14 protein-coding genes are annotated in these 14,181 nt (G+C 38.0%); 10 read left to right on the forward strand and 4 right to left on the reverse strand.

Annotated elements, in window-relative coordinates:
- Positions 1-85 precede the first annotated feature (85 nt).
- Entirely contained in the window at positions 86-529 is a 444-nt protein-coding gene (locus tag DRF61_RS03770; RefSeq protein ID WP_111954195.1) for an META domain-containing protein, read from the forward strand.
- Positions 530-644: 115 nt separating this feature from the next.
- On the opposite strand, the gene DRF61_RS03775 is transcribed toward DRF61_RS03770, so the two are convergent.
- The 4 genes from DRF61_RS03775 to DRF61_RS03790 all read right to left on the reverse strand — a co-directional run bounded on the left by DRF61_RS03775 (position 645) and on the right by DRF61_RS03790 (position 4,981).
- Positions 645-1,070 (reverse strand): hypothetical protein, encoded by a 426-nt coding sequence (locus tag DRF61_RS03775; RefSeq protein WP_111954197.1) that lies wholly within the window; start codon positions 1,068-1,070, stop codon positions 645-647.
- A gap of 6 nt (positions 1,071-1,076) precedes the next feature.
- Entirely contained in the window at positions 1,077-3,626 is a 2,550-nt protein-coding gene (locus tag DRF61_RS03780) for a beta strand repeat-containing protein (protein WP_111954199.1), read from the reverse strand.
- 3 nt (positions 3,627-3,629) lie between these two features.
- Entirely contained in the window at positions 3,630-4,112 is a 483-nt protein-coding gene (locus tag DRF61_RS03785) for a T9SS type A sorting domain-containing protein (protein WP_111954201.1), read from the reverse strand.
- A 161-nt stretch (positions 4,113-4,273) separates the two neighbouring features.
- Positions 4,274-4,981 carry a LytR/AlgR family response regulator transcription factor gene (locus tag DRF61_RS03790; RefSeq protein ID WP_111954203.1) on the reverse strand — a complete coding sequence of 236 codons (708 nt, stop codon included), beginning with the start codon at positions 4,979-4,981 and terminating at the stop codon, positions 4,274-4,276.
- A 203-nt stretch (positions 4,982-5,184) separates the two neighbouring features.
- On the opposite strand from DRF61_RS03790, the gene hflX reads away from it, so the two are divergent.
- From hflX to DRF61_RS03835, 9 genes are all read left to right on the forward strand, one after another.
- Positions 5,185-6,411: a GTPase HflX gene (hflX, locus tag DRF61_RS03795; protein WP_111954410.1), complete on the forward strand. Its 1,227-nt coding sequence runs from the start codon at positions 5,185-5,187 to the stop codon at positions 6,409-6,411.
- Positions 6,411-7,043, forward strand: a complete 633-nt coding sequence (locus tag DRF61_RS03800) for a DUF4919 domain-containing protein (RefSeq protein ID WP_111954205.1) — start codon at positions 6,411-6,413, stop codon at positions 7,041-7,043. The genes hflX and DRF61_RS03800 overlap by 1 nt, the downstream gene beginning before the upstream one ends.
- 13 nt (positions 7,044-7,056) lie before the next feature.
- Positions 7,057-8,340, forward strand: a complete 1,284-nt coding sequence (locus DRF61_RS03805) for a cation:proton antiporter (RefSeq protein ID WP_111954207.1) — start codon at positions 7,057-7,059, stop codon at positions 8,338-8,340.
- A gap of 18 nt (positions 8,341-8,358) precedes the next feature.
- On the forward strand, positions 8,359-9,030 hold the full coding sequence (locus DRF61_RS03810; RefSeq protein WP_111954209.1) for a DUF4919 domain-containing protein: 672 nt from the start codon (positions 8,359-8,361) through the stop codon (positions 9,028-9,030).
- The gene (locus DRF61_RS03815) at positions 9,011-9,733 is read left to right on the forward strand and encodes a DNA alkylation repair protein (protein ID WP_111954211.1); all 723 of its coding nucleotides are present in this window, start codon (positions 9,011-9,013) and stop codon (positions 9,731-9,733) included. Before DRF61_RS03810 ends, DRF61_RS03815 begins: the two co-directional genes overlap by 20 nt.
- Positions 9,734-9,818: 85 nt before the next feature.
- Complete coding sequence (locus DRF61_RS03820; RefSeq protein WP_111954213.1) at positions 9,819-10,487, forward strand: hypothetical protein; 669 nt, start codon at positions 9,819-9,821, stop codon at positions 10,485-10,487.
- A gap of 94 nt (positions 10,488-10,581) precedes the next feature.
- On the forward strand, positions 10,582-12,525 hold the full coding sequence (locus DRF61_RS03825) for a hypothetical protein (protein WP_228452623.1): 1,944 nt from the start codon (positions 10,582-10,584) through the stop codon (positions 12,523-12,525).
- Entirely contained in the window at positions 12,526-13,761 is a 1,236-nt protein-coding gene (locus DRF61_RS03830; protein WP_111954217.1) for a hypothetical protein, read from the forward strand.
- Between the two features lie 34 nt (positions 13,762-13,795).
- Positions 13,796-14,134, forward strand: a complete 339-nt coding sequence (locus DRF61_RS03835; protein WP_111954219.1) for a DUF6122 family protein — start codon at positions 13,796-13,798, stop codon at positions 14,132-14,134.
- The last annotated feature ends 47 nt before the right edge of the window (positions 14,135-14,181 follow it).

A 14,181-nucleotide genomic window follows, 5' to 3' on the forward strand; every position in this document is an offset into this window, starting at 1 on the left:
TTATAAAATAATTTTTGTGTCGCTAATTTACTAATTTTTACGATATTCTGTCCCGGAATGGTATGAAAATGGAAGGATAATCCCCATGAAAAAAATACTTGTATCATTTTTTGCCATTTTGCTATTAGGAGCTGTGGTCAGCTGCTCTTCAGTCCCGCAAAAAAATCCGAGCCTTCAAAGACAGTGGATGCTTGTTTCTTTTGATCAATTTTCTAAATTTTCTAAAGAGGAATTAGTCAGAAATAAGGCAGAAATCAACCTCACAGGCATAATGGAAAAAGGAAAAATAAAAGGAGGAGCCAATATGGGGTGCAACAGCATGTTCTTTACGTCAGAATTTAAAACTAATGGGAAAGTGAAGATCTCAGGAGTAGGGAGCACATTGAAGGCCTGTCAGAATATGGAACTGGAAAACGCTTTTATCCAGAAATTTGATAAAATGACCAATTATTCCATAGAAGGGCATTTCCTTACTTTATCCGATGACAATGGAAACTCTATGAAATTTTTGGCCGCAGATTGGGATTAAGAATATGGTTTGAGTGATCAAGCTTAAATTTTGAAGATTTTAAATAAACCATAGATCTGAAATATAAAAAGTCCGCGCTGGAGCGGACTTTTGCTTGAAATCTGGTTATGGGTTATCAGTTTTTTGGAATTGTTTTCTTTATTTCTTCTAAGGTCGCCGTATTGGGCAGACCTATGACATTACTATTTGTGTTCCTGGAATTCACGGTACTGGTTCGGGATGCCTGCCTGTTGGGAATAGAGGCTTTTATTTCTGCTAAAGTGGCCGTGTTAGGTAGTAATTTCCCCGAAGTATTGTTTGAATTGTATGGCTGGGATTTTACTTCCTGGCTTTTCGCTTCAAGACCCTGTTCTGAAGCCAATACGGATACGTTTTGCTTTTTAGGAGCATTTTCCTGAGACGCTTTTGCCAGCTGGGCTTCCCGTTCTCTGAGCTGTTTCACAATCTGGGCCTGATCTTCAGATTCAGAAGCTTTCTTATTTTCCTGAGCATAAACGGATACGCTTAATGCTAAAAATGCAGTGATATATAGTAATTTCATGATAATTTATTTAATATTAACCAATACCTGGATTTTTCCTGTTTCATTCTGATTGTAATCCTGGAGAGCCTTTCCGATCACCTGTCCTATTTTTACCTTTTTAGGATTGGCCTTCATGGCTGTTCCTGATTTTGATGACGTTACCAAAAGATCGCCTCTTTTAATTTTTCCGCCTTCCAGACATACTTTGGTCGGAATAACTCCAATCACACCCATTGGTACTTTACCGGAAATGTCAGAATCAATATGTTCTTCAGTAAGAAGTACTCCCGGTTTTGTCGCATATACTCCTGCTACAAGTGTAGAATAAGGCTTAGAAGATCTTTCAACGGTTCGGTCCGTATCTGTAGAAATTACAAGAATATCCCCGGTTTCATACTCAGAAATACTCCCTTCCACATCAAAGACTTCGGCAACGTCTGCGCCACTACTTTGGGTACCGCCATTAAAAAAACCTTTTCCGGTTTTATCGATACGGGCTACGTTTACTGAGGCACTTTGGAATACAGAAAGATTTCCCGACGGCCCCTGATGGTTGACAAGCAGGGTAGATCCGGTACCAGTTGTCGTTACATGAACCACCGGCTGCCCGTTGGCATTATTAAAGTTGGCGAATCTTCCTGCTTTACCCGTACCGAAATTAGGAATAAAGCCTGAAATTGCATTGCCATTTCCATCACATGATGCTTCCACACCATCGCCTGTACCTCCGGCATTGGCGGTAATACCATTCCCGCTGCCTTCTGTGATTGCCAATAAAGCCGGTCCACTGCCGCCTGCGTTAGAGGAATAAAATAAACCTCCATACCCTCCGGTACCTGAAGAAATACCATAAATACCGGCAGTTCCGAAATTAGCAAACTGCGAATTTACTTCCCCTTTCACGGCGGGAGAGGTACCCGTTACCTTGTCTACTTTAAAATTTCCAGCAGTACCATTACCTACTGTGGTTACCGTTATTACATCGCTTGTATTGGCATCATTAAAGATGTTAAATCTTCCTGCACGCCCGGTTGAAAAAGTAGGAACCCATGCATACAGAGCGTTTCCTGCTCCATCAATATTGGTTTCAACACCGTTTCCGTCCTTACCCGCGTTGGCGGTGATGGCATTTCCGTTCCCATCAGTTAAAGCAATTAATGCAGCGCCGTTTCCTGCAGGATTTGACGCATAAAATAACCCTGCACGTCCTCCTGTTCCTGAGGAAACCCCAAAAATACCTGCTGCACCAAAGTTTCCGAAAATAGTATTCACTTCACCCCTTACTGCCGCTCCTACACTGTTTGTATTATCAACTAAGAAAGAAGCTGCATTACCCTGGGTATTATCCGGAATATTTCCATTACCGTTGGTTTCTACCTCAAATACATTATTGATTTCGTTGGTGGCATTAAAATTTTCAAAACGTCCTGCACGTCCTTTACTGTTGTTTAATCCTACCTGTCCTAAAACTCCGACAGCCGTTCCGGTTGTGTTGGTCGCAACAAAACCCCTTACACCGTAACCTCCACCATCATTACGTCCTACTACAGCCCCGGCAATATCACTGGTTGTCCTGCCGACTACCGCTTCACCGGCTCCGTTATTATCACCTATTATACCTGCAGAGGTCTGTGCACTTGTAATGCCGTGCAACGCGAATCCGGCACCTGTAGAACTGCGTACTCCGGCCCCGTTTCCGGTAGTGGTTACATTCACCACTGTTCCGTTTCCGACACTGGAAACATTGAGGGCGTTGTTATTATTGGCATTGTTGAATATTGATATACTTGCAGGGATTCCGTTATTACTGGTTGCTGTAAGCCCGGTTCCTGTATTACTGTTGGCATATACTCCGGTTCCGTTGGCACTTGCATTTCCATAGACCCCTAATCCGTTAGGCGTAACACCGTAAACTCCCCAGCCGCTTCCATTCTGGCTTCCCCAGACACCAACTCCGAGCCCTCCGGTTCCATTGTTGATACCCCGGACACCACTGGAAAATCCGCCTGGTGCCACGTTGTTTACAATACCCCGAACTGAAGCAATGCTGGAAGTAGTTGTATTGTTGATGCCTTCCACGGAAGTTCCGTCTCCGTCATTGATCAGCGAAAATAGAGTAGATGCATTATTTATTGTATTGGTATAAGGAATTGTGAAACTTCCGCCTGTTCCGCCAGCAGACTTAGCGTACATAGCATAAGGTACGCTTAATAGCTGGCTTGTTCCTGTTATCGTGTAATTGGTACCTCCGGCGGGATCGGTTTCTGTTTTCAGATAATAGTTCCCCGTTGGCCAGTCTATGGTAGAAAAAGTTCCCGAAAGCACGGTTCCTGTCCCTATTTCCATGCTGATAAGTCCATTGGCGTTTGTGTTTCCGGTCAGTCTTTCGGAATAGACCAGTGTTCCGGCAGGAGAGCCCTGCAGTACACTTACTTTAACAGCGATGCTTTGATTGATCAGCAGCTGACCGGATCCGTTTCTCATAATGGCCTGGTAGCTCATTTTTTCCGGAGCCTGGGCATGCCCTAAAAAGAGGCCGAGCATGATCCCCAGAGAAAGTAATATTTTTTTCATGGCTTATTTTTTTATGACTTTAAAGGTTTTTAAATTTTCTCCATTCTGATTGATTCTGATAATGTAAACCGCAGAAGGAAGAGAAGAAAGATTAAGTTCGGACTTTGGCTGTGAGATCACGTCCTTTATGATCAGTTTGCCCTGAGCGTCGAACAGCTGATACTCCGATCCCTTATACGGAACAGAAGAAAAATCTATGTACAGATAATCTCTGGTAGGATTCGGATAGAGTAAAATGCCTTCTTGCTTTGTTGTGGTTTCGCTGGCAGAAAGTGTCGTGATTTCATAAGCCTGCTGTACGCCTTCCAACACCTGAGAGCCTGCTCCCTTGTACATATAAGCTATCTGACCGACACTGTAAGAAACCGAGCCGTTGCCTCCTGATGCATTTGTTCCTGTGGCCAGAACTGCCGATTGGGCACTCAAAATACTGACGGAAAAGGTGAACAGAATGAGAAAGAAGCAGTGAATAGATGTTCTTTTCATGTTAAATATTTTTGTGGTTATTAATTGGTTATCCAAGTTTTCAAGAGAAAATTTGTGAACACTAAATTACCACATATCGCAACCGGATTGAAGGAAAATAGACTAACGGTCAAAAAAATCGACCAACGGCATTTTATAGTAAAAATGTTGGTATTCAGTCGTTAATGGTTAAGGAAGGACAGACTTTCTTTGTAAGTTCTGCCTATGGGAAGCCTGATCTGATGGATCAGTTCTATTTCATGGCTGTTTTTTCCGCGGATGAAATGACGAGGTACGGCATAGCTGCGATGGATTCTTATAAAAGAATCGAAGAAGCTATTATGAAGGAGGTTTCCCAGGGAATCTAGAACACAGTGTTTCTTTTCATGCGTAACAAGCCGGGTATAGTCTTTTAAAGCTTCGAGGTAAAGAATATCGGTAAGTCTGACTTGAGAAATGTTACCGTTTTCTTTTATCTTAATACAGTTTTCACCGAGAATAGCATCAAAGCATTCGCATTTTTTTTTCATTTCAAAAAAATTGAAGACTTTTTCTATGGAATGCTGGAAACGTTCTGCTTTAAGGGGCTTTGTTACAAAATCCAGGGCATCAATTTCAAATGCTTCTGCTGCCAGCTCCGGTTGGGAACTTACGAAGATGCAGACGGGAATCTTATAGGCCAGTTTCCTGAATTCCAATCCGCTCATTCCGCTAAGCCTAGTTTCGCAGATCAACAGGTCGATTGGGAATTCCAGATGGGGAACTGCCTTTTCCGTCGAATTAAAAGACGCAACAATCTCTATATTATCGTACTGCCTGACATGATGCTGGAGAACCAGTCTGTCCAGTTCATCATCATCAATAATCATACATTTAATATGGGAATTCATGATCTTGGTGTTAGTTTTTACAATATTTGTAATTTTAATGGATTATTAATTACAAATCAGCGTTATAAAGGTATTAATTTTTTACAAATGAATGATATTATAAACTTAAATTAACATTAAAAAAGAAGGAAATTTAAAAAATGATTTTGTTTTTTTTCCTGAAATTGGTATCTTGTAAAAATCATAAACATAGACAGAAATTAATGCTAGATAAGAAACAACATAATTACGAGAGAGCAGTTTTGGTGGGGGTTATTACCCAAAATCAGGATGAAGATAAGCTAACGGAATATATGGATGAACTTGAGTTTTTAGCCTTCACAGCAGGTGCAACGGTTCAAAAACGTTTTACTCAAAAATTAACTCAACCGGATTCTAAAACCTTTATTGGAAGCGGAAAAGCACAGGAAATAAAAGAATATGTAAAAGAAAACGAGATAGGAACCATTATTTTCGATGATGAATTGTCTCCTTCTCAGCTTAAAAATCTCGAAAGAGAAATAGAGGTGAAAATTCTTGACAGAACCAACCTTATCCTTGATATTTTTGCACAGAGAGCACAGACTTCCTACGCAAGAACACAAGTAGAATTGGCACAATATCAATATCTTTTACCACGTCTGACAAGAATGTGGACTCACCTTGAACGTCAGAAAGGAGGAATCGGGATGAGAGGTCCCGGGGAAACAGAGATTGAAACTGACCGCCGTATCATCCGTGACAGAATTTCCCTGTTAAAAGATAAACTGAAAACCATCGACAGGCAAATGGCTACCCAGCGTAACAACCGCGGAAAGGTGGTACGTGCTGCTTTGGTGGGATATACCAATGTTGGAAAATCTACGCTGATGAATGCGCTTTCCAAATCTGAGGTTTTTGCAGAAAATAAATTGTTTGCAACCTTAGACACAACGGTAAGAAAGGTGGTTATTGGTAATTTACCGTTTTTGCTTACTGATACGGTAGGATTCATCAGAAAGCTTCCTACGCAGCTTGTGGAATCTTTTAAATCTACGCTGGATGAGGTGCGTGAAGCAGATCTGCTTATTCATGTGGTAGATATTTCCCATGAAAGCTTTGAAGATCAGGTAGAATCTGTTAATCAGACGTTAATGGAGATCAATGCCCATCAGAAGCCTATGATCATGGTCTTTAATAAAATTGATGACTTCAGTTACGATAAAAAAGATGAGGATGATCTTACGCCGTCTACAAAAAAGAATGTTTCTCTGGAGGAGTGGAAAAAAACATGGATGGCTAAATCTAAGTATCCGACAGTATTTATTTCTGCGCTGACGAAAGAAAATTTCCCGGAAATGAAGAAAATGATCTACGATGAGGTGATGAAGATCCATATCTCCAGATTCCCATACAATGATTTCCTTTTCGAGTATTTTGACAACGATGAGGAAGAAGAAAACAACGATTAATGAAATATCACTTTTTCCTGTTATTGATTTTCTTTTCTGTTTTTGGTTTCAGCCAGAAATCAGAAATTGATTTGAAAAATATTGAGAAGAATCTTAAAAATCCGGATTCTCCCTACAATTATGAAAAGCTGATTTTTAAATATAAAGGATATCCTAAATCCCTGGATAGTATTGAAGCTCAGTATCTTTATTACGGCCGAAATTTCAGGGATGATAAAGTTTCATCGAGTGATGAAAGTTTCAAGAGTCTTACAGATGCTTTTAAACAAAGTAATTTCGATGAATGCATCAGGCTGGGCAAAGTCCTCTACGGTAAAGATCCTACCAATCTGGATATACTTCTGGTTCTTCTGAGAGCTTATGATTTCCGAAAAGACGGAAATAATTTTGTACATCATCTGAGCCAGTTCAGATTGCTTACCGGAGGGATAAAGAATTCCGGTAACGGGACCTCTGAAAAAACAGCCTATTTAGTCAACTCTGTAGGAGATGAATATATCCTGCTTAATATTCTGAATATCGGAAAAGACTATACAAGGGCATCACAGCCGGCCAAAGACGGAACATTTGATATCTGGGAAAAAGACGGGCGCAAGCTCTATATTAAAATACTTTATTCAGACCTTAATTAAAAAAAACACTTTAGTGGAGTTATATTATTCATTTTCAGCCTTAATAGTATTAGCATCAATTTTTGCCTATCTCAATTACAGATTTCTGAAGCTTCCCAGCACCATCGGGATTATGGTCATTGCCATTGTAGTTTCTATTTTTCTGGTAATGTTTGGAGAGACAGTGCTTCCGAGAACTTTTGGGCATCTTAATAAGTTAATGAACAGTATAGACTTTACAGAAGTTCTGATGGGCGCAATGCTTAATTTCCTTCTCTTTGCGGGAGGGATCCATATTAATATTAACGATCTTAAGGAGCAGTTCAGGCCGGTCTTGATATTTTCTACGGCCGGAGTGGTTATTTCCACATTTGTAGTGGGATTCGGGATGTTTTATTTACTGCCTTTTTTAGGGATTCATCTCCCGTTTATCTATTGTTTGCTTTTTGGTGCACTTATTTCGCCTACTGACCCGGTGGCTGTTTTAAGTATTCTGAAACAGGCCAATGTGTCCAAATCTCTGGAAACTAAAGTGGCTGGAGAATCTCTTTTCAATGATGGTATGGCCGTAGTGGTGTTTACAGTCGTTATGCAGCTTGCCATCGGGAAAGAAGTAGATCTGGGTGTCGAAAGTATAGGATTACTTCTGATGAAAGAAGCCGGCGGAGGAATTCTGCTTGGTGTTTTGCTGGGGTGGATCACTTCCAGGCTGATGCGTGAGGTGGACGACTATATTATTTCTGTTCTGGTAACGCTTTCCGTAGTAATGGGAGGCTATCTTGTTGCAAGACAGATGCATATTTCCGGACCTCTGACGATGGTTGCCGCAGGTTTATTCATGGGTAATTTTAATGTAAGGTTCAAAATGAAATCCATTACCCAGGATTACCTCATCAAATTCTGGGAGCTGATCGACGAAATTCTTAATGCTGTTCTATTCCTGTTCATCGGTTTTGAACTACTGATGATCAAGGATTTAAAGCACTTTATGGTTCCTGGTTTACTGGCAATTGCAGTCGTTTTAATTGCCCGTTTCATTTCGATCTGGGTACCTACGAAATTTATGTCCCTGCGAACAAGATTTAGTCCGCAAACGGTAAAAGTTCTCGTCTGGGGAGGAATCCGGGGCGGAGTTTCCATAGCATTAGCCATGTCTATTCCAAAAAGCGAATACAGCGAAATTATATTAAGTATCACTTACTGTGTAGTTGTGTTCTCGATTATCGTTCAGGGACTTACCATTGCAAAAGTAGCCAATCCGAAAGCCATTGCAAAAGAAGAGGAAGCGCAGGGTATTGTGACAGATGAGCATGCTTAATTAAAAACACGAATTGAGATGAATAAATTATTTCAAATTATTTTTATTCTGTGCTTTGGTTTATACTTTTCTCAGGTCAATGTTGAGGAGATTAAAAAGAACGTGGCTGAAAATCCACAGAAGTATTATTATGATGTTGTAGAGATTTTCAAAAGAGATCCTAAAAGCCTGAATCAGGAGCAGCTTAATTATGTTTACTATGGAAATAATTATGTCGATTATGGATACAAAAGGATTCAGTTTAATGAACAATTAAACGAAATTACAAAATTTACAGGAAGGAAAATATCTCCTAAAAAAGTTTCAGAAGTTTTAGAAAAAGCAATGTCTCTTTATCAGAAAAATCCTCTCAATAAGGAACTCCTTACAGATTTATCAAATTTATATAAAAAGACAGGAAATCTTGTAAAAAGTGAATTGTATTCCACCCAGCTGCAGCTTTTATACAGAACAATAAGTAATAGTGGTACCGGAAAATTAGATAATTCTCCTATTGTGGTTACTAATTTTTCAGATCAATGGTATGCAGTTGAAAATTTTTCAGGAATTTTTTCACGAGGTTTAGATTTTGATACAAAGGTTTTACCTGATGGTTCTTGGCTCAATATATTTAAAAATGGCACTCATTTATTTTTCGTAAAGACAGTACATCATAAAGATTTGTATAAAGATGAAGAACAATATAATTAAAGAAATAGAAGAAGCATTAGCAGTTTTGTCCATTCCCGAAAAAGCTGAATTCTTCCCGAGGTTCTTCAAAACAGGAAAAGGAGAATATGGTGAGGGAGATCTGTTTTTAGGTGTGAAAGTACCGGATCAGAGATCTGTTGCTAAAGAATATTACTCAAAGATAAGCCTGCAGGACCTCAGTGTTCTGTTATCTTCAAAATATCATGAGCACAGGCTAACTGCACTCTTCATGCTGATCTCTAAATTTGAAAAAACAAAGGATAAGACTGTGAAAGAAGAAATTGTCCAGTTTTATCTGGATCATCTTCCGCATGTCAATAACTGGGATCTGGTGGATTCAAGCTGCTACAAAATTTTAGGGAGATATGCTTTTGAAAACGGAAAGGAAGAACTGTTGAGAAATCTTTCGGATTCTGAAGAAATGTGGCATAAGAGAATTGCTGTAGTAGGTACAATGCATTATGTGAAAAAGGGTTCTTTTGAATTGACTAAAGAATTTGTGACCAAAAACCTTAAACATACTCATGACCTGATGCATAAGGCAAACGGATGGCTGCTTAGAGAAATGGGTCAGAAAAATGAAATAGAGCTCATCAGCTTCCTGAATAAACATTATCAGAAAATGCCGAGAACCTGTCTGAGATATGCCATTGAAAAGTTGGATGAGGAAGTAAGACAGGATTATTTGAAAGGCAGAATTTGAAAAAATGGCTGTTTTCAGTGAAATAACAGAGTCCATAAAGTATTTTCAAACGGAATTGAGTAGTTTTGTGTTTTAAAACTCAATTATGAAAAATTTTCTGAAGCTTTTTTTACTGCTTTTTCCTTTATTATTGCTGACAAGTTGTTTTGATATTTTGGATAAAGTGAATGTCAAAGCCGACGGAACAGGAGAGTATACCATTATTCTGAATGCCAGCAAAAGCAAAACAAGGCTGGCTTCCATTTCTAAAATGGAGACAATTAACGGAAAAAAAGTTCCTAAAAAAAGTGAAATTGAAAATAAAATCAATGAAGCGGCCAGAATTTTTAAAGCAACTCCGGGGATCAGCAATGTAAAAACTTCAATGGATTTTGATAACTACATCATCAAGCTGAGCTGTAATTTTAAAAAGATTGAAAATATCAATGCAGGGCTGGAGCAGCTGAAAGCCAAAAATATCCTTGGTAAAATGATTCCTACCCAAATTTACAGTCAGAATCTTCAGAAAAAATTATTGACCAGAAACAAAGTCAATACTTTCAAGGAGGACTACGACAAAATGGGAAAGGCAGATAAAGAAATCTTCAATAATGCCCGATATACCTCTGTAATGCAGTTTGAAAATGCCGTAAAATCCCAGACGAACAACGCATATCTGTTGGCTCCGAATAAGAAAGCATTAAAATTGGAAGCGGATATTCTAGACCTGATCTTTCAAAAAAAACAATTACAAAACACGATATTATTTCAATAAATATTAACACTCAACCATGAAATCTCTATTATTAAAAACACAAATAATCACTTTCGTACTTTTTGGTTTTATGCTCCTTTTTTCGCAAAAAAGCATGAAACTTCCTACTGATGCTGTATTTTATATGGAAATCAACGGGAAACAGCTGAACCAGAAAATCAACTGGCAAAAGCTTAATCCTTTACTACATGAATTAAGCAAAAAAAGCAAAGAAAAATCTTCGTGGAATGATTATTCCAAGACGGGCATTAAATATGATGCCACCCAATATCATTATGCCAGTTTTAATGATTCGATACAGACGTATACCACTCATTTTATTGTAGATAACAAAGAAAAGTTCCAGGAATTCATCAATTCTACCAAGAAAAAAGGATTGGAGATCTCAAAGAAAAAGAATTATTCTTATGTGGATGTAGATGATCATATTTTTGTTGCCTGGAATAATGACCGTGCTGTTTTGAGTATGGTAAACTATACCAAACCGTATAAAGATACCTGGTCTTCTAGTATTGTACTGGATAGTGCTGCAACCGCTGCAGACAGTGTGGCTGTTGCTGTGGACAGCGCTTATACCATAGAACCGGAAAAGCCTTTCGATTATAAGGAAGAAATAATAAGTCTGAAACAAGATATTAAATATTTAAAAGACAATATCAGGGAGAATAACAAGGAAATTACCAGAATTCAGAAAGATATCAAGTACCTGGAAAAGAATCACAAATATCCTAAGGAAAATGTAGATACCCAGCATTCTGAAGGTGAAACTGAAGTGTATCCAAAAGAAGAGGAATATGCAGAAGCTGAAATAGATTCGGCATACCAGAAAGAACTGGATTCTGTGCGTATTGAAAACTTCAAGATTGTAAAGAAAATTGCGGAAGAGCGTTTCGACCAATACTTCAGCTCAAACTTAGAAATTGAAGTTCCGAAAGCCATGCTTACGTTCAGAGATCCTAATTCCGATGCCTATGTTTATACAGATTACGGAAGAATGGTCAATGATGGGGTTTATGGAAAAATGATGGAGCGTTTTAAATTTGGACAGTTTTTAAGAAATGCATACGATTCAAACTCCTATTACAATTTGTATTTTGACAAAGATAAAGTAAAGCTTGTCAATAATTATCAGCATAAAAATCCGGAAATACAGAAAACCATTTCCTCTGTTTATAAAGGAAAGAAAAACAAAAAGCTGGCAGCACTGATCAACGAAAAAAGCATTGGTTACTATGTAATTAACGTCAACGGAGCCAAGTCTTTTGATATGATGTATGACCTTCTTCAGGATACCGGAGACGGCGAATATAAAAAAGAAATGGAGCTGATGATGGAAACCATGAAAATTGTTCTGGATGAAGAAGCCATCACTAAAATAGCCCCGGGAAACGGAATCTTTGTTCTGAATGAATTAAAGTCCAAAAAAGTAGACTATACCGATTACGAATATGATGATGATTACAATGAAAAAGAAGTAAAGAAAACCAAAGAAGTGGCCGTTCCCAATTTTACCTTTGCTTTTGCAACAGAAAACGAAGGCTATTGGAACCGTGTTTTTAACGTATTGTCCACCAATAAGCATTTGTCTAAGAAATTCTCAAAAACCGGAAATATATACTCTTTTAAGGATGAGAAAGGCGACGGATATATGGATCAGCTGTACTTCGTTGTAAAAGAAGGTATCGTTTATCTTACGAGTTCTACAGAAAATCTTACCCCTCAAGGCCAGTCCGATACCTCAAAGCAATGGGCAAAAGATTCTTCCAAATATCCTTTATCCGGAAGATTGGATGTTCAGAAACTTTTAATTGGTTTGGAAAAAGAATTTAAAACTCCTTCGGAAAGAAAATCATTGGATCTTTTCAGAAAAAATGTGGGTGAAATGTATTATAAAACAGAGGTGAAAGGAGAAAGCGTAGAAACGGAAATAGACTACAATATTAAAAATTCTTCAGAAAACAGCTTAATGTACTTCTTTGACCTGTTCGATGAGATCTTTAAAATGAATGAAGAAGAAAAAAAGCCTCAAATATTATAAATGAAGAAGAAAAAAATTATTGTCCCGTTAACCCTTTTACTCGCTGCTGCGCTCTATTTTGTATTTTTCTATAAAAACAAAACATTAAAATTTGTTCCTGAAAATGCAGATGTCGTTATTTTGATCGATGTAAAAAGATTAACAGGGCAATATATTTCAAGCTTCATTGCCCATCCCTCAAAATGGACAGAGAGTAAAAAGAAAGATAAAAAAACGATTTCATTAAAGGATTCAGGAATCAAAACCCCGGATTTTTTGCAGATTTTCCATTTCAAGGGCACCAGATTCTCAGAATGGTACAGTGTGGTTGAATTAAAAGACCCACAAAAATTCTTGACTTATTTAAAGAATCATCAGTTTATCAGCAAAGGAAAAAACGTCTTTCAAAAAGATCAGATTTTTGTAAGAATAGAAGACGAAAACGGATTCATAGGAAGTTCCGCTTCAGGTTTTGAAAATATTAGCCAGCAGCTTCATTCCTCCGAAAAAAGGACACTGAATGCAGATGAGTTGATCAATAATGCTTTAGGAAGTGTTTCTTTCATTTCAGGAAAAACAATTCAGAATTTTTCCATTGAATTAAAATCCGATGAAATTGAAATAAAAAACACATCGGAAACCGGATCTTTAGCTTCCATTGTGGAAGATCTTCAGAAGAAAAATCATTTTTTAGAGATAGAGCTGGATGGCCGTAATGTGAAGAATTACGCTCGTCTTTTTGATAAAACGATCGCGGATTCTGCCCAAATCAGTTATTTTAAAGCAACTGCTGATCTCGAGCAGGTGAATGATACCATCATCAGCTACGGCTACGACGATAATTTTAATGAAATAGAGAAAAAGACCTTTCAGAAAATTATTCAGCCTAATTATGTGATCAATCTTCAAAGTTCTTCTCCTGAAAGGACATGGGCATATTTTCAGCATCAAAAATGGCTCAATGCCCAGGATCAGTTTACTGCGATCCCTTTTCAGCCTAATCAGATAGAGAGAAGGGAAGGAAATTTTATCATAAAATCTACCAGAAAACCGATCGTGTTATCCCCAAAGCTCAAAGAAAACTATATCTTCGTCAGAAACAGTCCGATGCTGATCTCTTCATTAAGTATTTTCTCACCAGCAGAGAAAAAAATACTTTCTGATATAGACTATATTTTTTACGGGAATAAAGCAAACGGTTATTGGCTGAAAATCAAAGCGAAGAAGGCAGAGCTACCATTAATTTTAAGATGGTAGGAATCTATAATCCTAAAAAACTGACTGATTATTAATGACTTTATCTGACACTGTATTACTTAAAACATTCACACACTACTTTTTACATTTGGTTTTTCCGGTTTTTATAGCCCTTATCTTTTTCCGCAAAAACTGGAAGAAAGCTTATCTTATTATGTTGGCTACCATGCTCGTAGATCTGGACCATATTTTTGCCAATCCTGTTTTTGATCCGTCAAGAAATAGTATAGGTTTTCACATTTTACATTCTTATTATGCTATTGCGGTGTATTTTTTGCTGCTCTTTTTTAAAGGTAATATCAGAATTGTAGGCATAGGTCTTTTGTTTCATATGCTGACAGATTTTCTGGATTTTAACCTGTGGATGCACTAAGAGGAAGGAAAGTGGAAGAGAGAGGCTGGAAGTTAAGGAGGTAGTGG

Source organism: Chryseobacterium lathyri (assembly GCF_003290185.1).
Classification (GTDB): Bacteria; Bacteroidota; Bacteroidia; order Flavobacteriales; family Weeksellaceae; genus Chryseobacterium; species Chryseobacterium lathyri.